Origin of the sequence: Prosthecodimorpha hirschii, assembly GCF_001305515.1 — a bacterium.
Taxonomy (GTDB): Bacteria; Pseudomonadota; Alphaproteobacteria; order Rhizobiales; family Ancalomicrobiaceae; genus Prosthecodimorpha; species Prosthecodimorpha hirschii.
Window position 1 is genome coordinate 4,558,931 of record NZ_LJYW01000001.1, and the last position, 22,432, is coordinate 4,581,362.

Consider the following 22,432-nt stretch of genomic DNA (forward strand, 5'->3'; position numbering starts at 1 on the left):
ACGCCGGGTCGGGGTCCGATCGGTTTCGGTCGAAACGCGTCGGACCCGGCCGTTCTTCTCAGGCGCCCGGTCGCTCGCGCCGGTGTCCCCGCGCATCCGACCCGGCGCGACCGCCCGGTGCGCCGGACAATGGCGAGGCGCGGGCAGGCAGGCAAGCGCTCCCTTCGCCGCAGGCCCACCGCCCGCACCGGAGCGATCGGCCGGAGGCGTCAGGCCTCGCCCTTGAGGAAGGGGACGAGCGCCGACAGCGTCGCCTCGGGGTTCTCCTCGGGCAGGAAATGGCCGCTGTCGATCGGCGCGCCGCGCAGGTCGTCGGCGAAGGGCCGCCAGGCCGCCAGCGGCCCGTCCTCGACGGTCCCGCCGTCCCGGACGGCGTTGCCGTTATGGGCGGTGCTGCCGTCTGGGGCGGTTCCACCATCGGCCGGGATGCCGGACGAGCCCCACAGCACCAGGGTCGGGCAGCCGATCTTGTGGCCGGCGGCGAGCGTCTCCTCGTCGAGCGCCCGGTCGATGGTGGCGCCGGCGCGGTAGTCCTCGCAGGTTGCATGCAGGCGTTCGGGCACGCCGAAGAAGGCGTTATAGTGGGCGAGAGCGCCCGGATCGAAGGCCGACAGGTCGCGGGCCTTGGTCCAACTGGCCAGGCAATGGTCCTGGTAGGCGCGATGCTGGCTCAAGATCAGGGTCTCGGGGAAGGGCGCCGGCTGGGCGAGGAACAGCCAGTGATAGACCTTCATGGCCAGCTTGGCGTCCATGCCGGACCACATCGCGGCGGTCGGGACGATGTCGAGCAGGGCGAGGCGGGACAGCCGGCCGGGATGATCGAGGGCCAGCCGGTAGCCGACGCGGGCGCCGCGGTCATGGCCGACATAGGCGAAGCGGGCATGGCCGAGCTTCTCCATCAGCCGGACGATGTCTTGCGCCATCGCCCGCTTCGAATAGGCGGCGTGACCCGGCTCGTCGGACGGCACCGACGACCAGCCGTAGCCGCGCAGGTCGGGCAATACGATGCGGAAATGTTCGGCCAGCGCGCCGGCGATCCGATGCCATTCGACATGGGTCTGCGGATAGCCGTGCACCAGCACCACCGGCGGCGCATCGTCGCGGCCGCCGATGCGGCAGAACAGGCGCGCCTCGCCGACATCGACTGTTTGGGCATCGAAATTCGTGAAAAGGTCGGGCAGGTCCACGTTCGACTCCGGTTCGCTTTTGCGTGTTTCCGAAAAACCTGGGAGACACGATCGGATGCGATCACTATGCTGCCCTAGGGTAAGGGCTTGGGTGCGGTTCACGGCGCGGCCGCCGGTCTGCGGGAAGGTTCGAGGCGGAAGACGATGCGAATCCGCGATCTGGAAGCGGTCATTACCGTCTATCAATGTGGCTCATTTTCCAAGGCCGCCGAGACCATCGGTACCTCGCAGCCCGCCATTTCGATGGCGGTTCAACGGCTTGAGCGCGAGTTGGGGATCCTGCTGTTCGATCGCACGGGCTCGGGCGCGCGTGCCACCCGGCAGGGTGCGGCGGCCATCAAGGCCTTCATGAAGATCGCCCAGATCGTCGACGGCCTGCACGAGACGGCCGAAACCATCCAGGCGCTCAAGATCGCCGTGACGCCGCTTCTGAGCGGACGCGACGTGGTCAGCATGCTGCAGATGGCGATGCCGGACCATTCCGGCGGTTTCGATGTGGAGTTTCTCGAATCCACCGAGATCCATCAGCGGCCGGACAACGATGTCCGCATCTCGCTGCCGTCGCTGCGCAAGAAGTCCGCCTTCTGCGTCGAACTGCCGACCGAGTGGATCGGCGTCGACAACGGCGTCCTGATCCTGTGCAACCAGGAAATGGAGATCTGGCAGCGGGCGCGCTCCGTGCTGATGAACAGCGGCCTCGCCGTGCGCAAGGTGATCACCGTCAACGATTGCGGCTATGCCTACCACATGGCCGCCGCCGGGGCCGGCTTCACGCCCTGCGTGATGACCCGCAACATCGCGTTCCGGGGGTTCGTTCTCGATACCCTGCCGCCGCTGGCGCCGGTGCGGCTCGACATCGTCGCCCCCTATGCGATCGCCGGCGAACTGCGCCGGCTGATGACCGAAGAGGGCTGACGCCCGTCCGGTGCCGCGCTCAGCGCGCGGCGGCCGCCTCCCGGGCCAGCGCCGCATGGCCGATATCGGTGCGGCAGAAGCCGTCCGGCCAGTCGATCGCCGCCACCGCCGCATAGGCCCGCGCCCGCGCTTCGGCGACGGTCGCCCCGCGCGCGGAGACATTCAGCCCCCGCCCGCCGGCGGCGACCAGCCGTCCGTCCTTCAGCGCCGTGCCGGCATGGAACACCTTGACCCCCGGCAGGGCGGACGCCGCCGCGACGCCGCCGATCGCGGAGCCCTTGGCGTAGGCGCCCGGATAGCCGCGGGCGGCCATCACCACCGTCATGGCCGCCTCGTCGCGCCAGCGGCAGGTGGCGGAGGCGAGCGTGCCGTCGCGGGCGGCCTTGAGCAGGGCGACCAGATCGGCATCGAGCCGGAGCATCAGCACCTGCGTCTCGGGGTCGCCGAAGCGGACATTGTATTCGATCAGCTTCGGGCCGCTCTCGGTGATCATAAGGCCGGCGAACAGGACGCCGCGGAACGGCGCGCCCATCGCCGCCATGGCGGCGACGGTCGGGCGGATGATCTCGGCCATCACCCGCTCGGTCATCGCCTCGGTCATCACCGGCGCCGGCGAATAGGCGCCCATGCCGCCGGTATTCGGACCGCGATCGCCGTCGAAGGCGCGCTTGTGGTCCTGCGCGGAGGCGAGCGGCAGCGCGAAAGCGCCGTCGGCGAGGGCAAAGAAGCTGGCCTCCTCGCCGACCAGGAACTCCTCGACCACGACCTCGGCACCGGCCGCCCCGAAGGTGCCGGCGAAGCACTCGGCGACCGCCGCGAGCGCCTCGTCGAGCGTCATCGCGACGGTGACGCCTTTGCCGGCGGCGAGGCCGTCGGCCTTGATCACGATCGGCGCGCCGTGGCTGCGCACATAGGCCTCGGCGGCGGCCCGGTCGGAAAAGCGGCCATAGGCGGCGGTCGGGATGCCGTAGCGGGCGCAGAGGTCCTTGGTGAAGCCCTTGGAGCCTTCGAGGCGGGCCGCCGCCGCACTCGGCCCGAAGGTCGCGATGCCCTCCGCTTCGAGCCGGTCGGCGAGGCCGGCGACCAGCGGCGCCTCCGGTCCGATCACGACGAAATCGATCGCCTCGGCCCGGCACAGCGCCACGACCGCGTCCTGATCGGCCGGGTCGAGGGCGACGCAGGTCGCCGCCTCGGCGATGCCCGGATTGCCCGGCGCGGCGATGAGGCGGGTGCAGAGCGGGGAGGCCTTGAGCGCGAAGGCGAGCGCATGCTCGCGCCCGCCCGAACCGATCAACAGGATGTTCATGCCGCCCCGCGCTGTGGAATGAGCTCTGGCGCGCGGTTTAGCAGGCATGGCCGGCTGGTCAAGGCAAAGCGGGCTGTGGCGCCTCAGGCCAGCATCCAGATGCCGCGGGCCGCCATGGCGAGGCCGAGCACGAGGACGATGCCGGCCGAAAGATAGGGCAGCCGCGCGCCCCAGCGATCCATCCCGGCCCAGCGTGCCCGGGCCGCACCGGCCCCCCAGGCGGCCACCACCCCGACCGTCACCATGGTCGCCGCCAGCCCGGCGCTGAAGGCGAGCACCATGCCGATGCCGAGCGTGAAGGCGCGCATCTGCAGGCAAATCAGCAGCACCGCGATCGCCGCCGGGCAGGGCAGCAGCCCGCCGGTGAAGCCGAACCACAGGATTTCGCCGGTGCCGACCGAGCGCCGGCCGGCGAAGCGGGTCCGGATCTCGCGGGCATGGGCGGCCGCATGGGCGTCGAGGCCGGCCTCCGGATCGGACGCCGGCGGATGGTCGTGGTGGCTGTGCGCGCCGTGGTCAGAATCGGGATGGTGGTCATCATGATGATGGTGATGGTCGCGGCCGGCGCGATCCGGGGCGCCCGATCCGCTGTGCGCACCATGCCGATGCCCGTGCCCGTGCGCCGAGTGCCCGTGGGACCCGTGCCCGTGATCGCCTTCCGTCTCGGTGCCGATCAGGCCGACGATGCGCAGGGCGAGGGCGACGACCAGGAGCCCGGAGGCGATCAGAAGCCAGGGTTCCGCCTTGTCGAGGATCAGCCTGTCGCCGAGCCAGAGCCCGATCAGCGCGATCACCCAGACCACGATGGTATGGCCGAAGGCCGCCGACAGGCCGAGCAGCACCGCCTGACCGGGCGTGCCGCGCACGGCGATGATGAAGGCGGCCATCATCGACTTGGAATGGCCGGGTTCCAGCGCGTGCAGGGCGCCGAGCAGGACGGCGAGCGGGAGATAGAGCCAGGGATTGGCCGCGCCGGACTGGATCAGGGTGGTGATGTCGGGCATCGCAAGGCTACCTCAGATAGGTGCGGATCACCTCGACCAGATCCTCGGCGCCCTGACGGCGCTGGGCCGGATCGTCGACGTCGAGCACATGCTCGGTCAGGTGGTGTTCGATCAGTTCGGCGGTCAGCCCGTTCACGGCGCCGCGGACCGAGGCGACCAGCTGCAGCACGTCCGCGCAGCCGATGTCGCTCTCGACGGCACGCTCGAGGGCTTCGACCTGCCCGCGGATGCGGCGGACGCGGGCGAGCAGCTTGGGCTTGTGGGTGGTCGTGTGGCTCATGACAAACCTATAGGATAGGGGGGTATACTATGCAAGTCGGCAGGCGCCGCGGCGCAGCGCTCCACCTTTCGCGCTTGACCGCACGCCCCGGCCGCGTCACCACCATGGACATGACCGCAGCACCGCCGCCTGGGGCGCCGGCCCCCGCATCGTCCGCATCCGCCGCCGCGACGGCCGACATGACCGTCGCCGACGCGGTCCGGGGCCATTGGGCCGACCGCTTCATCCCGCCCGGCCTGCGCCCCTATGCGCGGCTTTCGCGGCTGGAGCGGCCGATCGGCTGGTGGCTGCTGCTCTGGCCGTGCTGGTGGTCGGCGGCGCTGGCGGCCGGGGCCTCCGGCGCGCGCTGGCCCGATCCCTGGCATCTCGTGCTGTTCATGATCGGGGCGATCGCGATGCGCGGCGCCGGCTGCACCTATAACGACATCGTCGACCGCGATATCGACGACAAGGTCGCCCGGACCCGGTCCCGGCCGATCCCGTCCGGCCAGGTCAGCGTGACGCAGGCCAAGCTGTTCATGGCCCTGCAGGCCCTGGTCGGCTTCCTGGTGCTGATCCAGTTCAACGGCTTCGCCATCCTGCTCGGCATCGCCTCGCTCGGCGTGGTGGCGATCTATCCGTTCATGAAGCGGATCACCGACTGGCCGCAATTCGTGCTCGGCCTGGCCTTCTCGTGGGGGGCGCTGATGGGCTGGGCGGCGGTGTTCGGCCGGCTCGACGGCGCCGCCTTCGCGCTCTATGCCGGCGCGATCCTGTGGACGATCGGCTACGACACGATCTATGCGCATCAGGACAAGGAGGACGACGCCATCGTGGGCGTGCGCTCGACGGCGCGCCTGTTCGGCCGGGCGACGCGGCCGCTGCTCGCCCTCTTCTTTCTGGCGGCGGTCATCGCGCTCGGCCTCGCCTGCCGTCTCGCCGGCGCCGGCATGGCGGCCTATGGCGGCCTCGCGCTGTTCGCCGCCCATCTCGCCTGGCAGGTCGTCCGGATCGATATCGACGATCCCGATCTCTGCCTCATGCTGTTCCGCGCCAACCGCGATGCCGGCTGGCTGTTCTTCCTCGGCCTCGTCGCCGATGCGGCGCTCGGGCGCCTGTGACGGCTACTCCCAGGCGGTGATCTCGCGGCCGGCCACGAAGGTGGGCACCTCCGGGATGACCGGCACCCGCCGGCGGACCAGGAAGCGCGGGCGGCGCTGCGCCAGGATCGAGCGGCGCCGGCGCGGACGCGTCGGGCGGATGTCGACCGCGCCGAGCCGCGCCTCGACCGGCCGGTAGGAGCCGTCGGCCTCGACGACCAGCAGCGGCAGCGACAGGGCCCGGCCCCAGCTGCGCCAGTCGGCGACGACATCGTCCATGTCGTCGACCACCGCCAGCGGCAGCGACAGGTTCGGGTCGCGGTGCAGCAGTTCGAGCACCACCTTCATGCTGTCGCCGTCGTCGCCGGGCGCGAAGCGAACCGCCACGCCCTCGAAGGCATGCATGGTCATGCGCATCGCCATCGGGATGCCGGACGGCAGGCGGCGGCACACCGTCGCCATGGTCCGGTCGAGCAGCACGGCGGCCTCCGCGGCGTCGCCTTCGAGGCCGGTGCGATACTTGTAGCGATGCGGGAGAGCTTGCGGGTCCAAACGTATCGCCTTGTCGAATGTCTGTTCGATCGGCTCCACGTTCACTGAAATCTTGCTGCCGTTACGTCCCAACACGTCACCCTCCACAAGAGCCAAAGCACTCGTGTCTTCGTTGGGGGCAAGATACTGGGTGCGGGTCGGTGGGCGCTTAAGAAAGCTGGTTAATCTTTTGTGCCGGCGGTCACGGTTACCGAACTCTCTCCGAAACACTGATGAAACGTCAACATCTCCCCATTGCGGTGCGGGCGGTCTGCCCTTGCCGCGATGCGCCTTCGCCGGGGGACGGCCCCGAGCGACCTTGTGCCGGGAGGGCGCACGGCCTAAATCGGGGAGGCCTTCCCGCCTGCCGCGAGACCCCGATGACCGATCTGCTCGACCAGTCCGCCCTTCTCGATCAGGCCAACCGCCTGGTCGAAGCCGCCCGGCGCGCGGGGGCGGATGCGGCCGATGCGGTCGCGGTGCGCGGCATCGCGCTCGGCGTGCAGGTGCGGCTCGGCGCCGTCGAGCAGAGCGAGCGCTCGGAGGGCGACGATTTCGGCCTGCGCGTGTTCGTCGGCCGGCGCAGCGCGATCGTGTCGGCCAATACCGTGAGCGACGCCGATCAGCTCGCCGTTCGCGCCGTCGCGATGGCGCGCGCCGCCCCGGAGGACCCCTTCGCGGGCCTCGCCGAGGACCATCTGCTGGCGCGCGAATTTCCCGCGCTCGACCTGGTCGATGCCACGGTGCCGGCCGTCGACCAGCTTCGCTTCGCCGCCTTGGCGGCGGAGGAGGCCGGCCGCGCGGTCGCGGGCGTGACCAATTCCGGCGGCGCCTCCGCCTCCTGGGGGCTCGGCGGCATGGTGCTGGTCACCTCGCACGGCTTCGTCGGCACCTGGCTGCGCTCGTCGCATTCCATCGCCATGACGGCGATCGCCGGCGAGGGCACCGGCATGGAGCGCGACTGGGAAGCCTCCAGCAAGATCCATCGCGCCGAACTCGAAGACCCGGAGGCGATCGGCCGCAAGGCCGGCGAACGCGCCGTGCGCCGGCTGAAGCCGCGCCAGGCGGCGACCGGCCAGGCGGTGGTCATCTACGATCCGCGCGCGGCGACGAGCCTCGTCGGCCATCTCTCCGGCGCCATCAACGGGGCCGCGGTGGCGCGCAAGACCTCGTTCCTGAAGGATCGGATGGGCGAGCGCCTGTTCGCCGAGGGCGTCACCATCTCGGACGACCCGCACCGCCGGCGCGGCCTCGGCTCGCGGCCGTTCGACGGCGAGGGCGTCTCCGGGCCGCGGCTGGCCGTGATCGAGGACGGCATCCTGCGCCACTGGCTGCTCGACAGCGCCTCGGCGCGCGAACTCGGCCTTGTCTCCAATGGTCGTGCCGCGCGCGGCACGGGGCTGCCCTCGCCGAGTTCGACCAACCTGACGCTGGAGCCGGGTTCGGTCAGCCGGGCCGACATGATCGGCTCGGTCGAGCGCGGGCTCTACATCACCGACATGATCGGTTCGGGCGTCAACGGCGTCACCGGCGACTATAGCCGCGGGGCCTCGGGCTTCTGGATCGAGCAGGGCGAGCTGACCTATCCGGTCGCCGAGATCACCGTCGCCGGCAACCTCAAGGACATGTACCGGCGCCTGACGCCGGCCGACGACCTGGAATACCGGTTCGGCATCAACGCGCCGACCGTGCGCATCGAGGGCTTGACGATTGCCGGACGCTGAGCGGCGCCAGGGGGGCGACCCCGGTCCCGACCTCGGGGCCGACACCGAATTGCTGGCCGCCGCCGTGCGTGAGGCCGGCCGGCTGGCGCTCGGCTATTTCGGCAACGAGCCGCGCGTCTGGATGAAGGCCGGCGATTCGCCGGTCTCCGAGGCCGATATCGAGGCCGACCGGCTGTTGCGCGGCCGCCTGCTCGGCGCCCGGCCGGATTACGGCTGGCTCTCCGAGGAGACCGCCGACAGCGACGACCGGCTCGACCGGGACCGCGTCTTCGTGATCGACCCGATCGACGGCACCCGCGCCTTCATCGCCGGCAATCCGCTCTGGACCGTCTCGGCGGCGGTGGTCGAGGCCGGCCGCCCGGTCGCCGCGGCCCTCTACCAGCCGGCGACCGACGACCTGATGCTGGCCACGGCCGGCCGCGGCGCCTGGCGCGGCGCGCACCGGCTCGGCGCCAGCCGGCGCGAGGGGACGCTGGCCGGAGCCCGCGTCTCCGGGCCGCACGGCTACCTTGACCGCAGCCTGTTCCAGCGCGAGCGGATGGACGTCCGTCCGTCGATCCCCTCGCTCGCGCTGCGCATCGCCCAGGTCGCCGACGGCCGGCTCGATCTGGCACTGGCCAGCGGGCGTGCCCACGATTGGGACCTTGCGGCGGCGGATCTTTTGGTGCAGGAAGCCGGCGGCCGGCTGTCGACCGACCGCGGGCATCCGGTCCGCTACAACGAACGGGTTCCGCGCCATCCGCCGCTCTTCGCGGCGGCGCCGGGCCTGATCGCCGCGACCCGGACCCTGCTGGCGGCGCTGGCCAAGGCCTGACGGCGCAAGCCGATAGGTTCGTGGGTTCGCTTCGGCACCGCTCTTGCATGCCGGGGCGCATCGTCCACCAGAAGGGTCGTCGCCATGGCGAAAGCCGCCAAAGACAAGCAGCTTCTGCACCTCGTGTTCGGCGGGGAACTGACCGATCTCGACAAGGTCGAGTTCAAGGATCTCACCCATCTCGATATCGTCGGCGTCTTCCCGAACTACGCCACGGCCCATGCCGCCTGGAAGGCCAAGGCGCAGGCGACGGTCGACAATGCCCACATGCGCTACTTCGTCGTTCATCTGCATCGCCTGCTCGACCCCGACCATCCGGACAAGGATTGAGACCGTCTCCGTCGGAGATGGTGACCTCGGGGGCGTTCGGCGGTACATGTTCTTCCCCGTTCGCGTGACCGCCGAGGACAAACTGCGCCCATGACTGGCATCTTATTCGACGACCGGTCGGCCGATCGGCGTGAACAAGACGCAGACGGCGGCTTCGCGGTGCCGGACATGTCGACCGTCGCGGTCATGCGGCGCATTGTCCGCGACCATGTGGTGCCGCGGCTGAAGCTGGTGCTGCTGACCGTGCTGGCCATGACCTTCGCGGCGGCCGGCACCGGTGCCCTGCCGTTCCTGATGCAGTTCGCGGCCGACGAGATCTTCATCGCCAAGAACGAGGCCTTCCTGCTCGGCCTGCCGCCCGTGATCATCGTGGTCATGGTGGCGCGCTCCTGGGCGGAATATTTCGCCCGCGTCTCGCAGGGCTATCTGTCCAACCGGATCGTCGCGGATCTGCGCAGCCAGCTCTTCGAGAAGCTGGCCTTCGCGGATGTCCAATGGCTGCAGTCGACCCATTCGGGCCGGTTCGTCTCGGTCTTCATGAACGACGTGACGACCATCAACACCGCCGCCTCGCAGACCATCACGGCGGTGGTGCAGAATTTCATGCAGGTCGTCTTCCTGTGCGGCGCCATGATCTGGATGGACTGGCGGCTGGCCCTGATCACGCTCGCGGCGCTGCCGCTCGGCGGCTGGTTCGTGCGCCGGCAGAAGAGCCGGGCGCGCCAGTCGGTCACCTCCGCCCTTCAGGAGGTCGGCGCGCTGGGCACGATCGTCTCGGAGACGCTGAAGTCGATCCGCGTCGTCAAGGCCTATCACCGCGAGAGCCACGAGACCAATCGCGCCCGGCACATCATCGAGCGCACCTTGCGCCACATGATGGAGACCGTGCGCACGCGCGCCGCCTCCGGCCCGATCACCGAGGCGCTCGGCGGCGTCGGCATTGCGGCGGCGATCTTCTACGGCGGCTGGCAGGGCATCAGCGGCAATGTGACGCTCGGTCATTTTATGGGCTTCATGACCGCCGCGCTGCTCGTCTATCAGCCGGTCAAGGCCCTCGCCTCGCTGCACAACCAGCTGATCGAGGGCACGGTCGCGGCGGCGCGGGTCTTCGCCATCCTCGACCAGGACCAGCGCGTGACCGAGGTCGCGGACGCCCGGCCGCTGGTGCTCGCCGGCGGCGCCTTGCGCTTCGAGGGCGTGACCTTCGGCTACGAGCCCGACCAGCCGGTCCTGAAGAATTTCGATCTCGACATCCCGGCCGGGACGCGCGTCGCCCTGATCGGCGCGTCGGGGGCCGGCAAGTCGACCGTGATCAACCTGATCCTGCGCTTCTTCGATCCGCAGCAGGGCCGCGTGCTGATCGACGGCCAGGACGTGCGCACCGCCACGATCGCCTCGGTCCGGCTGGCCTCGGCGCTCCTGACTCAGGAGCCGGTGCTGTTCGACGATACCATCAAGGCCAATATCCGCTACGGCTCCGAGGATGCCTCCGACGAGGCGGTGGTCGCCGCCGCGCAGGCGGCGGCCGCCCATGATTTCATCATGGGCCTGCCGAACGGCTACGAGAGCCGGGTCGGCGAGGCCGGCCAGCTCCTGTCCGGGGGGCAGAAGCAGCGCATCGCCTTCGCGCGCGCCATGCTGCGGTCGGCGCCGATCCTGCTGCTCGACGAGCCGACCAGCGCGCTCGACGGCGAGGCGGAGGCGCGCATTCAGGAGGCGCTCGAAACGCTTCTGGAGGATCGCACCGTCATCGTCATCGCCCACCGCCTGTCGACCATCCGCAAGGCCGACCTGATCTGCGTGATGGACGGCGGCGTGATCGCCGAACTGGGCAGCCACGACCAGCTCGTCGCCAGCGGCGGGCTCTATGCCCGCATGATGGCCGGCCAGGGCCATTCCGGCCCGGGCGGCGCCATGGTGCTGGTCGACGATGTGGCGGTCGCGCGCGCAGCGGTCGCGCGGGCCGACGACCGGATCCGGGCGGCACAGGCCTGACATGATCAAGGCGCTCGCCCGCTCTCCGGCAGGACAGCGCACCATCGGGCGCCTGGTCGCCGGCTGGCTGCGGCTGCTGCGCTCCACCCAGACGGCCGTGATCGATCCGCCCGACGCGATCGCCGAGGCCGACCGGCTCGGCCCCTTCATCCTGGCCATGTGGCATGGCGAGCACTTCATGCTGCCGGTCGCCCGGCCCGACCATTGGCAGGTCAAGGCGATCATCTCGCGCTCCGGCGACGGCGAGATCATCGCCACGGTCTGCGAGCGCTTCGGCATCGGCGCCATCCGGGCTTCGGCCGGCGTGACGCCCGAGCAGATCCATCGGCGCGGCGGCGTGATGGGGCTGATCGCGGCCCTGCGCGAGTTGGAGCAGGGCGCGATCGTGGCGCTGACCGCCGACGTGCCGAAGGGCCCGCGCCGGCGCGCCGGCGAGGGCATCGTCGCCATGGCGCGCCATTCCGGACGGCCGGTCGTGCCCTTCGCGGTCGCCACCACCCATCGCTTCCATCTCGACAACTGGGATCGCGCCGCCATCAACCTGCCGTTCGGCCGCTTCGCCTTCGTCATCGGCGAGCCGATCGTGATCGATCGCGACGAGGCGGTCGCGGCGGCGCAACGGCGGATCGAGGAGGGGCTGGATCGCGTCCATGCCCGCGCCGACCTGCTGGTCAAGGGCCTCGCCGCCCCCGCGCCGCGGGCCGAGTGGGGGCCGCTGCCGCGTCCCGACTGGGGGATGTCGGCGTCGGAGACATCCGAGGAGGCCGGCCGTGGCTGATGCGGTCGCGCGGAGCGCGCTGGCCTTCTATCGCGGTCTCGGCCGTCTCGCCGCGCCGACCCTGCCGTTTCTGATGCGCGGCCGCCTGCTCGCCGGCAAGGAGGATCGCAGCCGTCTCGGCGAGCGCTTCGGGCGGGCCGGCCTCGCCCGGCCGGCCGGACCGCTGGTCTGGGTCCATGCGGCGAGCGTCGGCGAGGCGCTGTCGGTGATGGCGCTGATCGAGCGGATCGGCGCCGGCGGGCCGCGCGTGCTGCTGACCACCGGCACGGTCACCTCGGCCCGCATCGCCGCCGCCCGCGCGCCGGCCGGCACCCTGCATCAGTTCGCCCCGCTCGACGTGGCCCCGGCCATCACCCGCTTTCTCGACCACTGGCGGCCGGATCTGGCGATCTTCGTGGAATCGGAAGTCTGGCCCGTGACGGTCGGCGAGATCGCCCGGCGCGCCATTCCGCATATCGTCGTCAATGCGCGGCTGTCCGTCCGCTCGGCGCAGCGCTGGTCGCATCTGGCGGGCGTCGCCGGGACCCTGTTCGGACGCTTCGCCCTGGTGCTGGCGCAATCCGAGGCCGACGCCGATCGCCTGCGCGGCCTCGGTGCCGGCCCGGTCGTGGTGACCGGCAACCTGAAATACGACGCCATGGCGCCGCATGCCGAGGCGCAGGCCGTCGCCGAGCTCAGGCATGCGATCGGCGACCGGCCGGTCTGGCTCGCCGCCAACACCCATCCGGGCGAGGAGGAGCTCGTCGCCGATGCCCATGCGGTGCTCGCCCATCGCTTCCCGGGCCTTCTGACCCTGCTCGTGCCGCGCCATCCCGAACGCGGCGGCGCGATCCGGGCGGCGCTCGCCGAACGGGGCCTGACGGTGGCGCAACGCTCGCTCGGCGAGGCCGTCGGTCCCGAGACCGCGATCCTGCTGGCCGACACGCTCGGCGAAATGGGCCTCTTCTATCGGGTGAGCCCGATCGCCTTCGTGGGGGCATCGCTGGTCGCCCGCGGCGGACACAGCCCGATCGAGGCCGCGGCCCTGAACACGGCGGTCCTGCATGGGCCGCATGTGGACAATCAGGAGGATTTCTACCGCGCCTTCGACCGGATCGGCGCGTCGGCCCTGGTCCCGGATGGGGCGCATCTGGCCGAGGCGGTCGGTGCGCTGATGGCCGATCCGGCCGCCGCCGCCGCGATGGCGCAGGCCGGGGCACGCATCCTCGATCAGAACCGCGGGTCGCTCGATCGGGCCTTCGCGGCGATCGAACCCTTTCTGGCGCCCTTGGCCGCCCGTGCGGCCGAGGGCCGGGCGCGCGGGCCGGAGTGATGCCGCCCCGGGCTCCCGCGTTCTGGATGAAGAACGGGCTCGCGGCCCATCTGCTCGCCCCGGTCGCCACGCTCTACGGCGCGCTGGCCGCCCGCCGCATGCACCGCCGGCCCGAGGGGCGGTCGCCCGCGCCAGTGATCGCGGTCGGCAATTTCGTCATGGGCGGCGCCGGCAAGACGCCGACCGCGCTGGCGCTGGCCGGTCTCGCCGCCGGCCGCGGCGCGCATCCGGCGATCGTGCTGCGCGGCTATGGCGGTACGGAGCGCGGCCCCCTGCGGGTCGACCCCGCCCGCCACGATGCCGCGCGCGTCGGCGACGAAGCGGCCATGATCGCCGCGCGCGGCGTGCCGGCCTATGTGGCGCGCGACCGCGAGGCCGGCATCCGGCTGGCGGCGGCGGAGGGCGCCGATCTGGTCATCCTGGACGACGGCTTCCAGAACGGCGCGATCGGTCGCGATCTCGCCCTGGTGGTGGTCGATGGCGGCTACGGGCTCGGCAACGGACGGGTCTTCCCGGCCGGGCCGCTGCGTGCGCCGCTCAGCCTTCAGGCCGGCATGGCCGATCTCGTGCTGCGGATCGGGCAGGGCGTCGCCGCGCCCGCCCTGCCGGGCTTCGCCGGACCGACGATGCAGGGGCGGTTGGTGGCGCGCGAGGCCGCAGGCTGGCACGGCCGCCGGGTTCTGGCCTTCGCGGGCATCGGACGGCCGGAAAAGTTCGGCGATACGCTCGCGTCGCTGGGTGCGGATGTCGCCGGCCTGCGCCCCTTCCCGGATCATCACGCCTATTCGGAGGACGAGGCGCGCCGGCTTCTGGCCGAGGCGACCGCGCTCTGTGCCGAACCGGTCACGACCGAGAAGGATATCGTCCGTCTCGCCGGGTTTCGGTCCGGCGCTCGCGCCGAATTGGCGGCGCGCACGGCCGTGCTGACGGTCGATCTGGCGATCGACGATCCCGCCGCGCTCGTCCAGGCCCTGGATCGGCTGCTCGGCCGCGTTCAGCGCTGACGCTGGCGGTGGCGTTCGAGCGACGCGGAGGCGTCGACATAGGCTTCCTGGAACTCGACATTCCAGTATTTCAGCTCGTCGATGGGGATTTGCAGCCCCGTCACCGCGCAGCGCACGTAGGAACCCTGGGACAGGACCTTGTAGTCCCCGTCGAGGTACTGGATGCGCGCTTCGCCGAAGGCGCGGGGCAGTTCGATGCGGTTCATGGGGCGTCCGAAGTCGACAAGTCCGTTACGATAGCGGGCCGCAGCCGTTTGCGCCACTGTGGCATTGCAGATGTCGGTATTGCAGATGTCGGTCCTGCAGACCGCGGCCTTGCCGGCTGCGGCCTCACCGACGGACCCGGCGATCGGGGAGCGCCGGCTCAGGCGATGCCGGTGCCCTCGCGCTCCGGCTTCCAGGCGGTCGCCTCGAGCCGGTCGACGACCCGGTAGGCGACCACGGCGGCCGCGGTCCCGAACAGAACCGTGCCGAGCGCCTGCCCGGCGAGCACGCCGACCGATCCGGCCAGCCACGCGCCCGCCGTCGTGAACGGGATGGTGCCGAGCGTGGCGCGGCCCCAGTTGAAGGCCGTCGACAGGGTGGCGAAGCCGAGATTGTTGAAGGCCGCATTGGCGACGAACAGCGCGCCGAGGAACACATAGCTCGGCGCGATCCAGGTCGCGAAGGCGCGGACCTGGACGGCGCCCTCGCCGGACAGCGCGAAGGCCCGGATGACCGGCTCGGCGCCGATGAACAGCGCCAGCCAGACGACGAGGCAATAGACCAGCGTGAACAGGTGGCAGTCGGTCAGCGTCCGCCGCATGCGCGGGAACAGGCCGGCGCCGTAGTTCTGCGCCACGATCGGGCCGACCGCTCCGGCCAGCGCGAACAGCCCGCCATAGGCGAGCGGGATGATCCGGCCGAGCACCGCCCAGGCGGCCAGCGCCGAATCGCCGAACGGGGCGATTTCGGCCGTCACCCAGGCATTGGCGGCCGGCGTCGCCACATTGGTCAGGATCGCCGGCACGGCGATCGCCGCCAGCGGGCGCCAGTCGCTGCGGATGCCGTCGAGATTCGGCCGCTCGGCCATGTCGTGCACGATGACGATGCCGTAGAGGCCGACCGTCACCATGGCGAATCGCGCCGCGACGGTGGCAATCGCGGCGCCGGTGACGCCGAGGCCGAGGCCGAAGATCAGGATCGGGTCGAGCACCGCGGAGGCGACCGCGCCGGCGAGCGTCACATACATGGCGCGCCGGGCGTCGCCGCGTGCCCTGAGCAGTCCCGAGGCGACCATGCCGAGCCCCATGATCGGGGTCGACGGCGTGACGATGATCAGGAAGTCGACCGCGATGTCGCGCGTCGCGCCGGTCGCGCCCATCAGGCCGCAGAGCGGGCCGAGCAGCGGCATGATGGCGGCGGACAGGATGACCAGCACCAGTGCCGACAGCGTCAGGCTGGAGGTGGTGATTCGCCGCGCCTCCTCGGGGCGGCCGGCGCCGATCGCGCGGGCGCAGAGCGCCGTGGCGGCGATCATCACGCCGACATTGATGGAGATCATGAAGAACAAGAGCGCGCCGGCATAGCCGATCGCGGCGGTCAGGTCTTCGCGGCCGAGCTGGGCGATATAGAAGAGATTGAGGAAATCGACGAGGAAGACCGCGATCAGCCCGATCGAGCCGGTCGTGGTCATGACCACGACATGGCGCAGTGTCGATCCCGTGGTGAACACGGCCTTCGGGCGGCCCGGCGTCTGCGCCTCCGCGCCGCTGTTCTCGCGCGGCTCGCTCATGAGTGCCCTGGCTCCGGCCTGTCCTTGGCGGCCCGTGATGGCGGGCCGGAAAAACCGAACGGCACCGGTGGGTCAGTCACCGGTGCCGTCGGGAAGCGATTCCGAATTCCGAGATGAATGCGGTGGGGGCCGCTTTCGCGTGCGCCCCGCCGAAATCAGCCCTTCACGACCGCCGGAGCCGGGGCCGGAGCCTTGGCGCAGCCAGCGACCGAGAGGCCGGCGGCGGCGACGAGAGCGACGAGAGCGATACGAACGATCTTCATGGTGATTTCCCCCAAAAAGCTGGACGACTCGGAGACTAGCATGTCGAACGGCGCTGAAAACAATCCGGCAGCATCGACCGCACCGCTTTCGCCCCTCGGCTCCCTCTTCGGTAGGGCAAGTTGCATGTATGACACACCTGCGCCGGTCACCGGCTGCCGCTTGCGACCTTCTCGGTGCGGGCGACGCTCTCTGTCTCGATGGTGAGCGCCCGGGACGGCCGCTTCGGCTCGATCAGCGGCTCCGGTGTCGGTTCGGCCGGTTTCGACGGTTCGGTCAGCATGGCGCCACGGCCGGCCATGATTCCGCCGGCCTCCTGCAGGGCGAGGCGGGTCCGGTCGCGCTGACGGACCTGCTCGGCCAGATCGGAGGCCGCGTCCGGGTCGAGGCCGAGCCCGATCAGGGTGGCGCGGCCGAAGGCGAGCGCCGATTCGTAGGTCTCGCGGATCTCGAATTCGACGTTGCGGGCCTTCAGCGACAGGGTATGGCCGCGGTCGAAGGCGCGCACGAAGAGGCGGGCGTTGGGGAATTCCGCCTGGATCAGGTCGACGACCCGGTCGGTCGTCTCGCGCCCGTCGGTCGCCACCACGATCAGTTCGGCCCGCTCGGCACCGGCCGCGCGCAGCACGTCGAGCCGCGTGCCGTCGCCATAGTAGATGCGGAAGCCGAATCGGGCGGCCGACCGGATCATCTCGGTGTCGTTGTCGATGATGGTGACTTCGGTGCCGTTGGCGAGCAGGAGCTGCGAGACGATCTGGCCGAACCGGCCGAAGCCGACCAGCAGCACCGAGCCGCGCACGTCGCTGAAGTCTTCCTCGATGCTGTCCTCGCCGGGCTTCGGCCGCAGCCGGTCGATGGCCGCGACGACCAGCGGCGTCAGCGCCATGGACAGCGTGGTCACGGCGACCGCGATCGAGGCCGAGCGCTCGGTGATGGCGCCGGAGACCGCGGCGCTCTGGTAGAGTACGAAGCCGAACTCGCCGCCCTGGATCAGGAGCGCGGAGACCTGCATGGCCTCGCCGCGGCCGCCGCCGAACAGCCGCACGGCCAGATGCACGGTGACGAACTTGGCCATCAGCAGCGCGATCAGCCCGCCCAGGACCAGGCGCCAGTCGGCGGTGATCACCGAGAGGTCGACCGTCATGCCGACCGACAGGAAAAACAACCCCATCAGGATGCCGCGGAAGGGTTCGACATCGGCGGCGAGCTGGTGGCGGAAATTCGATTCGGCCAGCATGACTCCGGCCAGGAACGCGCCCATCGCCATCGAAAGGCCGGCGAGCGCCATCGCGGCGGCGGCGCCGAGCACGATCATCAGGGCCGCGGCGGTCATGATCTCGCGCGCCTCGGCCGCCGCCAGGAAGCGGAACATCGGGTTCAGCAGGTAGCGCCCGGCGACCACCACGACGACGACCGCGCCGACCATCTTGCCGGCGGCGAGCAGGAAGCCGTCGCCGGTCTCGCCGGTCTGCGGCGCGACCAGCGTGACGAGCGCGAGCAGCGGCACGATGGCCAGATCCTGCATCAAGAGGATCGCGAAGGCCTTCTCGCCGGCGGGCGTGCGCGTCTCGCCGCGCTCTTCGAGCATCTGCATGACGATGGCGGTCGACGATAGGGCGAGCCCGGCGCCGACGATCACCGCCACCCGCCAGGGCGTGCCGAGCCCGTAATAGAGCGCCGCGCCGACGCCGAGGCCGGCGGCGAGAATCTGCACGCTGCCGAGCCCGAAGATGTTGCGGCGCATGGACCACAGCCGCTGCGGCTCCAGTTCCAGCCCGATCAGGAACAGGAACATCACCACGCCGAGTTCGGCGACATGCAGGATCGCGCCCGGATCGCCGAACAGGGCCAGCACCTGCGGCCCGATCGCGACGCCGGCGGCCAGATAGCCGACCACCGAGCCGAGGCCGAGGCGCTTGAAGATCGGCACCGCCACCACCGCGGCGGCGAGCAGGACGAGCGGGGATGTGACGAGGGCAGTCGCAGAGGCTTCGGCGGCCATGCGGTCTCCGGTCCTAGAGCCTGTCCCCGGTCAGATCGCACCGATCCGACCGGAAAGGACCGGCTCAAGCCATTGAATCGGGAGCATTTCCTTTTCGATGGGATGATCCCATCCGATCGGGAAATGCTCTAGGGGAAACCCGTACTATAGGGTGCCGATCCCGCTTGCGAAACGCCGAACCGTGGTCCCGGTCCGTGACCGGCCAGCTAGTCGAGCCAACGGCACTGGCGGCCCTGGCCGCGTCCCGGAAGGCAATACAGGGTGCCATGGGCCGTCTTGGCCGTCGCGGGCTGGCCTTCGAGCGTGTGCTTGCCCCAAACCGAACGCGAGTACATCGTCGGGTCTGGCCGATCCGAGCGCCTTGTCGGCTCGACGGATCGGGTCACGGCTCGGGTGTCCCGGGATGCCACCACACGGGCCGGTGCCGCGGGCTTCGATGCCCCCGGCTTGGATGCCTCCGGCTTGGATGCCACGGCCGGGCCGACCGGCTTTCCGGCCGAAGCGGCTGCCGTCAGCTTGTCCCGCTCGGCACGGGCGAGATCGGCCAGGAGCCCGGTCGGATAGTGCCGCAGGAAGGCCTCCCAGGCTGCGAGGGAATTGACGGAGCGGGCCCGGTCGAAATCTTCGCGGGCGTGCCGGTCGGGATCGAGCTTCGGCGGGAGGGCGATCACTTCCGTGTTCGGTTTGACGGTCTCGCCCGTTGCGGGGGCGACCGATACGGCCTCGCCGCCGACCGTGCCCGAGACATAGGGCGTCTGGGGTTCCGGCGAGGTTCGGGTTGCCTCGATGACATCGTCCCGGACGAGGCCGAGGGCGAGGCGTACGTCCAGGCCCGGCGTCAGGAGGTGCCTCACGAGGGCCGCGGCAAACGGGCTGTTGGCGCCGGTCCCGTCCAGGGCGACCCGCCCCGGAGCGGTCGCATAGGCGATGATGGTGTTCGGAGTGGCTGCTTCCGTTCGGGCAAGCCCGCGCGTGAACGCGCCGCGCGTCTGGACCCGGCGCATCGCTCCCGCGAAGGGATTGTCCCGGCAGGCATCCAGCAGGATGAGCTTCAGTTTGGCCGCCCCCTCGGCCGCCGCCAGGATATCGTCCAGCGCCAGGGCCTCGTACTTCACGTCGCGGTCCGATTGAAGCTGCGCGTCCACCGGAACCAGATAGTTGGTTCCCCCGATCTCGATGCCGTGGCCCGAATAGTAGACCAGTGCCACGTCGGCGTTCCGCGCCCGGGACTCGAACGCGTCGAGTGCCTGCAGCATGCCCTTACGATCCAGATCGGTGCGGGCTTCGATCACGTCGAACCCGGCTTTCTCCAGAGCCGACTTTAAGGTCGCGACATCCCGCGCCGGATTGGCGAGGGCGCCGACCTGATAGGCTCCATTGCCGATCAGAAGCGCCGCGCGGCCGGCCGCGAAAACGGGGTCACTCTGGTACGCAAAAAGCCAAACGGCCATGACCGCGATGAGGCGTCCGAGCATCGGAGAGCTCCGCAAAGAACAAAGCAACTCCGCAGAGTGTGGCGGCATGACACACGCCGCCGCAAGACCATCCAAACGCTTTGGCGGGAATGGCGCCGGATTTTGCCGCCCCGTTGCAGATGCCCGGTCGCCTTACCCCTCGCCGCCGACCCCACTCCCACTCCCGGCCGTTCAGGCCTGCGTGCCGCCGACCGTGATCGCGTCCATGCGCAGGGTCGGCTGGCCGATGCCGACGGGGACGCCCTGGCCGGCCTTGCCGCAGGTGCCGATGCCGCGGTCGAGGGCGAGGTCGTTGCCGACCATCCGGATGCGGGTCATCGCGTCCGGGCCGTTGCCGATCAGCATGGCGCCCTTGATCGGGCGGCCGATCCTGCCGTTCTCGATCATGTAGGCCTCGGTGCAGCCGAACACGAACTTGCCGGAGGTGATGTCGACCTGGCCGCCGCCGAACGAGACCGCGTAGATGCCGTTCTTGACCGAGCCGATGATCTCTTCCGGCGCGAGGCTGCCGGCCAGCATGTAGGTGTTGGTCATGCGCGGCATCGGGATATGGGCGAAGGATTCGCGCCGGCCGTTGCCGGTCGGCTTCATGCCCATCAGGCGCGCATTCTGCCGGTCCTGCATGTAGCCGACCAGGATGCCGTCCTCGATCAGGGTGGTGCAGTTGGTCGGCGTGCCCTCGTCGTCGACCGAGAGCGAGCCGCGCCGCGCCGCCAGCGTGCCGTCGTCGACCACGGTGACGCCCGGCGCGGCGACGCGCTGGCCGAGCAGGCCCGCGAAGGCCGAGGTCTTCTTGCGGTTGAAGTCGCCTTCGAGGCCGTGGCCGACCGCCTCGTGCAGCATCACGCCCGGCCAGCCCGGTCCGAGCACCACATCGAAGGTGCCGGCCGGCGCCGGGATGGCGTCGAGATTGGTCAGCGCCTCGGCGAGCGCCTTCTCGACCGCCTCGTGCCAGGAGCCGGACGCGATGAACTGGCCGAAGCCCTCGCGCCCGCCCATGCCGTGGCCGCCGGATTCCTGCCGGTCGCCCTCGCCGACGACGATGTTGACGTTGAAGCGGACCAGCGGGCGCACGTCGCGTACCCGGTGCCCGTCGGCGCGCAGGATCTCGACCACCTGCCAGGAGCCGGCGAGCGAGACCGTCACCTGCCGGACGCGCGGATCGCGGGCCCGCGCGAAGGCGTCGATCTCGGTGAGGAGCTTCGCCTTCTCCTCGAAGGAGGGGGCGACGAGCGGGTTTTCCTCGCCATAGAGCCGGACATTGGTCCGCGGCGGCGCGGCCGCATAGCTGCCCGAATAGCCGCCGCGCACCGCCTTGACGGCGTCCGCAGCGCGCCGCAACGCGGCCTCCGAGACCTCGCCCGAATGCGCGAAGCCGGCCGCCTCGCCGACCACCGAGCGCAGGCCGAAGCCCTGGGTGGTGTCGAAATTGGCCGATTTCAGCCGCCCATTGTCGAAGACCAGCGCTTCGGACTGCCGATATTCGAGAAACAGCTCGCCGTCATCCGCCCCCTCGGTCGCCTCCGCCGTCAGGCGGCGTGCGGTTTCGAGATCGAGGCCGGTGGCGGCGAAGAGATCGACGGCGTGATGGGTCATGGTCGGTCCGTGGCGGGAGACAGCTCGAGCCAAGATAGGTCTTCGCGCGGCGAATTGCACCCGACCGGCGGCGGAAGCGTTACCGCGCCAGGAGCGCCGGCACCGAGCCGGCGAGCAGCATGGCGCCGGACAGCGTCAGGAGAACCAAGACCACGCGGCGGAAGGCCGTGTCGCTGATCGAGTGATAGAGCTTCGCGCCCAGGAAGGTCGGCACCAGCATGGCCGGGGCGACGACCAGGAACCACTTGGCGGATTCGGCCTTCAGCGTGCCGGTCAGGAAGTAGCCGGTCAGCGTCGCCGAATGCATGGCGATGTTGAAGACCTGCAGGATCGAGCGGCTTTCGTGCCGTTCGCGGCCGGTGATCACGCACCACAGCGTCGGCATCGAGCCGGCCATGCCGGCAATGCCGCCGAGCACGCCGCCGGAGAAGCCGGCCACGCCGTCCGCCGCGACGGCGCGCAGCCGCAGGCGCGGCAGGCCGGCGGCGATCAGCATGACCGGGCAATAGGTGACCAGGAAGCTGCCGACGCCGGCCTTGAACCAGACCGGATCGACATGCGGCAGGATCGCCACCCCGAGCGGCACGCCGATCCAACCGCCGATGACGAAGGGCGCCGTCGCCTTCAGGCTGAAGCCCTTGAGCATGCTCGGCGCGGCCAGCAGCTGGCCGAGCAGCGCACCGAAGACCAGCATCGGCGCGACCAGTTGCGGCGGTACCGCCCAGGCCCAGACCGCGGCCGCGACCAGCGCGAAGGCGAAGCCCGACAGCCCCTGCACGAAGCCGGCGAGCGCCGCCCCGATCGCAATGATCGCGATCATCGTCATGTCGGACACGGGAAGACCCTCGGGATTGCGCGCCGGAGCGGCGCGCGCCCTGCGACCTACCGCGACGGACGGCCCCGGCTCAAGGATTTTTCCCATCAGGGCAGCCCCGCGCCGGCCGGGGGCGGGGCAGGCCGCCGCCGTGCCGCCGGGATCGTGTTCGCCCTTGCCGGGGCGTCGCCGCGATTCTACGGTGCCGCTCCGATGCGACGGCTTCGGACCGTCCGGCCGGACCGTCGGTG

The 22,432-nt window shown here is 70.7% G+C and carries 20 protein-coding genes; 9 read left to right on the forward strand and 11 right to left on the reverse strand.

The window, feature by feature from the left end:
- Nucleotides 1–209: 209 nt before the first annotated feature.
- Complete coding sequence (locus tag ABB55_RS20055; RefSeq protein ID WP_054360394.1) at nucleotides 210–1,187, reverse strand: alpha/beta fold hydrolase; 978 nt, start codon at nucleotides 1,185–1,187, stop codon at nucleotides 210–212.
- Between the two features lie 144 nt (nucleotides 1,188–1,331).
- On the opposite strand from ABB55_RS20055, the gene ABB55_RS20060 reads away from it, so the two are divergent.
- Nucleotides 1,332–2,102 (forward strand): LysR family transcriptional regulator, encoded by a 771-nt coding sequence (locus tag ABB55_RS20060; protein WP_054360395.1) that lies wholly within the window; start codon nucleotides 1,332–1,334, stop codon nucleotides 2,100–2,102.
- 19 nt (nucleotides 2,103–2,121) lie between these two features.
- Here ABB55_RS20060 and purD read toward each other — a convergent pair whose 3' ends face one another.
- The 3 genes from purD to ABB55_RS20075 form a co-directional block, all read right to left on the reverse strand.
- Entirely contained in the window at nucleotides 2,122–3,408 is a 1,287-nt protein-coding gene (gene purD / locus ABB55_RS20065) for a phosphoribosylamine--glycine ligase (protein ID WP_054360396.1), read from the reverse strand.
- Between the two features lie 83 nt (nucleotides 3,409–3,491).
- Complete coding sequence (locus tag ABB55_RS20070; RefSeq protein ID WP_054360397.1) at nucleotides 3,492–4,412, reverse strand: nickel/cobalt efflux transporter; 921 nt, start codon at nucleotides 4,410–4,412, stop codon at nucleotides 3,492–3,494.
- 7 nt (nucleotides 4,413–4,419) lie between these two features.
- On the reverse strand, nucleotides 4,420–4,692 hold the full coding sequence (locus tag ABB55_RS20075) for a metal/formaldehyde-sensitive transcriptional repressor (protein ID WP_054360398.1): 273 nt from the start codon (nucleotides 4,690–4,692) through the stop codon (nucleotides 4,420–4,422).
- Nucleotides 4,693–4,871: 179 nt separating this feature from the next.
- Between ABB55_RS20075 and ubiA the strand changes: the two genes are divergently transcribed.
- The gene (ubiA, locus tag ABB55_RS20080) at nucleotides 4,872–5,792 is read left to right on the forward strand and encodes a 4-hydroxybenzoate octaprenyltransferase (protein WP_054360399.1); all 921 of its coding nucleotides are present in this window, start codon (nucleotides 4,872–4,874) and stop codon (nucleotides 5,790–5,792) included.
- A gap of 3 nt (nucleotides 5,793–5,795) precedes the next feature.
- Here ubiA and ABB55_RS20085 read toward each other — a convergent pair whose 3' ends face one another.
- Nucleotides 5,796–6,398, reverse strand: a complete 603-nt coding sequence (locus tag ABB55_RS20085) for a DUF6101 family protein (RefSeq protein ID WP_140940341.1) — start codon at nucleotides 6,396–6,398, stop codon at nucleotides 5,796–5,798.
- A gap of 284 nt (nucleotides 6,399–6,682) precedes the next feature.
- Between ABB55_RS20085 and ABB55_RS20090 the strand changes: the two genes are divergently transcribed.
- From ABB55_RS20090 to lpxK, 7 genes are all read left to right on the forward strand, one after another.
- Entirely contained in the window at nucleotides 6,683–8,026 is a 1,344-nt protein-coding gene (locus ABB55_RS20090) for a TldD/PmbA family protein (protein WP_054360401.1), read from the forward strand.
- Between the two features lie 49 nt (nucleotides 8,027–8,075).
- Nucleotides 8,076–8,840 carry a 3'(2'),5'-bisphosphate nucleotidase CysQ gene (locus tag ABB55_RS20095; protein ID WP_244472081.1) on the forward strand — a complete coding sequence of 255 codons (765 nt, stop codon included), beginning with the start codon at nucleotides 8,076–8,078 and terminating at the stop codon, nucleotides 8,838–8,840.
- 84 nt (nucleotides 8,841–8,924) lie between these two features.
- Complete coding sequence (locus ABB55_RS20100) at nucleotides 8,925–9,170, forward strand: DUF4170 domain-containing protein (RefSeq protein WP_054360403.1); 246 nt, start codon at nucleotides 8,925–8,927, stop codon at nucleotides 9,168–9,170.
- Nucleotides 9,171–9,338: 168 nt separating this feature from the next.
- Nucleotides 9,339–11,165 carry an ABC transporter ATP-binding protein gene (locus ABB55_RS20105; RefSeq protein WP_210168259.1) on the forward strand — a complete coding sequence of 609 codons (1,827 nt, stop codon included), beginning with the start codon at nucleotides 9,339–9,341 and terminating at the stop codon, nucleotides 11,163–11,165.
- A 1-nt stretch (nucleotide 11,166) separates the two neighbouring features.
- Nucleotides 11,167–11,943: a lysophospholipid acyltransferase family protein gene (locus ABB55_RS20110; RefSeq protein WP_083463786.1), complete on the forward strand. Its 777-nt coding sequence runs from the start codon at nucleotides 11,167–11,169 to the stop codon at nucleotides 11,941–11,943.
- Nucleotides 11,936–13,255: a 3-deoxy-D-manno-octulosonic acid transferase gene (locus ABB55_RS20115; protein WP_054360405.1), complete on the forward strand. Its 1,320-nt coding sequence runs from the start codon at nucleotides 11,936–11,938 to the stop codon at nucleotides 13,253–13,255. Before ABB55_RS20110 ends, ABB55_RS20115 begins: the two co-directional genes overlap by 8 nt.
- A 26-nt stretch (nucleotides 13,256–13,281) precedes the next feature.
- Entirely contained in the window at nucleotides 13,282–14,259 is a 978-nt protein-coding gene (gene lpxK, locus ABB55_RS20120) for a tetraacyldisaccharide 4'-kinase (RefSeq protein ID WP_244472082.1), read from the forward strand.
- On the opposite strand, the gene ABB55_RS20125 is transcribed toward lpxK, so the two are convergent.
- The 6 genes from ABB55_RS20125 to ABB55_RS20150 form a co-directional block, all read right to left on the reverse strand.
- Nucleotides 14,250–14,465, reverse strand: a complete 216-nt coding sequence (locus tag ABB55_RS20125; protein WP_054360407.1) for a DUF2093 domain-containing protein — start codon at nucleotides 14,463–14,465, stop codon at nucleotides 14,250–14,252. The two genes, lpxK and ABB55_RS20125, sit on opposite strands and share 10 nt — an antisense overlap.
- Nucleotides 14,466–14,623: 158 nt before the next feature.
- Nucleotides 14,624–16,033, reverse strand: a complete 1,410-nt coding sequence (locus ABB55_RS20130; protein ID WP_083463788.1) for an MATE family efflux transporter — start codon at nucleotides 16,031–16,033, stop codon at nucleotides 14,624–14,626.
- A 409-nt stretch (nucleotides 16,034–16,442) separates the two neighbouring features.
- Entirely contained in the window at nucleotides 16,443–18,296 is a 1,854-nt protein-coding gene (locus ABB55_RS20135; RefSeq protein ID WP_054360408.1) for a monovalent cation:proton antiporter-2 (CPA2) family protein, read from the reverse strand.
- A gap of 206 nt (nucleotides 18,297–18,502) precedes the next feature.
- The gene (locus tag ABB55_RS20140; RefSeq protein ID WP_054360409.1) at nucleotides 18,503–19,771 is read right to left on the reverse strand and encodes a caspase family protein; all 1,269 of its coding nucleotides are present in this window, start codon (nucleotides 19,769–19,771) and stop codon (nucleotides 18,503–18,505) included.
- A 171-nt stretch (nucleotides 19,772–19,942) separates the two neighbouring features.
- Complete coding sequence (gene tldD / locus ABB55_RS20145; protein ID WP_054360410.1) at nucleotides 19,943–21,367, reverse strand: metalloprotease TldD; 1,425 nt, start codon at nucleotides 21,365–21,367, stop codon at nucleotides 19,943–19,945.
- Nucleotides 21,368–21,446: 79 nt separating this feature from the next.
- The gene (locus ABB55_RS20150; RefSeq protein ID WP_054362190.1) at nucleotides 21,447–22,193 is read right to left on the reverse strand and encodes a sulfite exporter TauE/SafE family protein; all 747 of its coding nucleotides are present in this window, start codon (nucleotides 22,191–22,193) and stop codon (nucleotides 21,447–21,449) included.
- Nucleotides 22,194–22,432 lie beyond the last annotated feature (239 nt).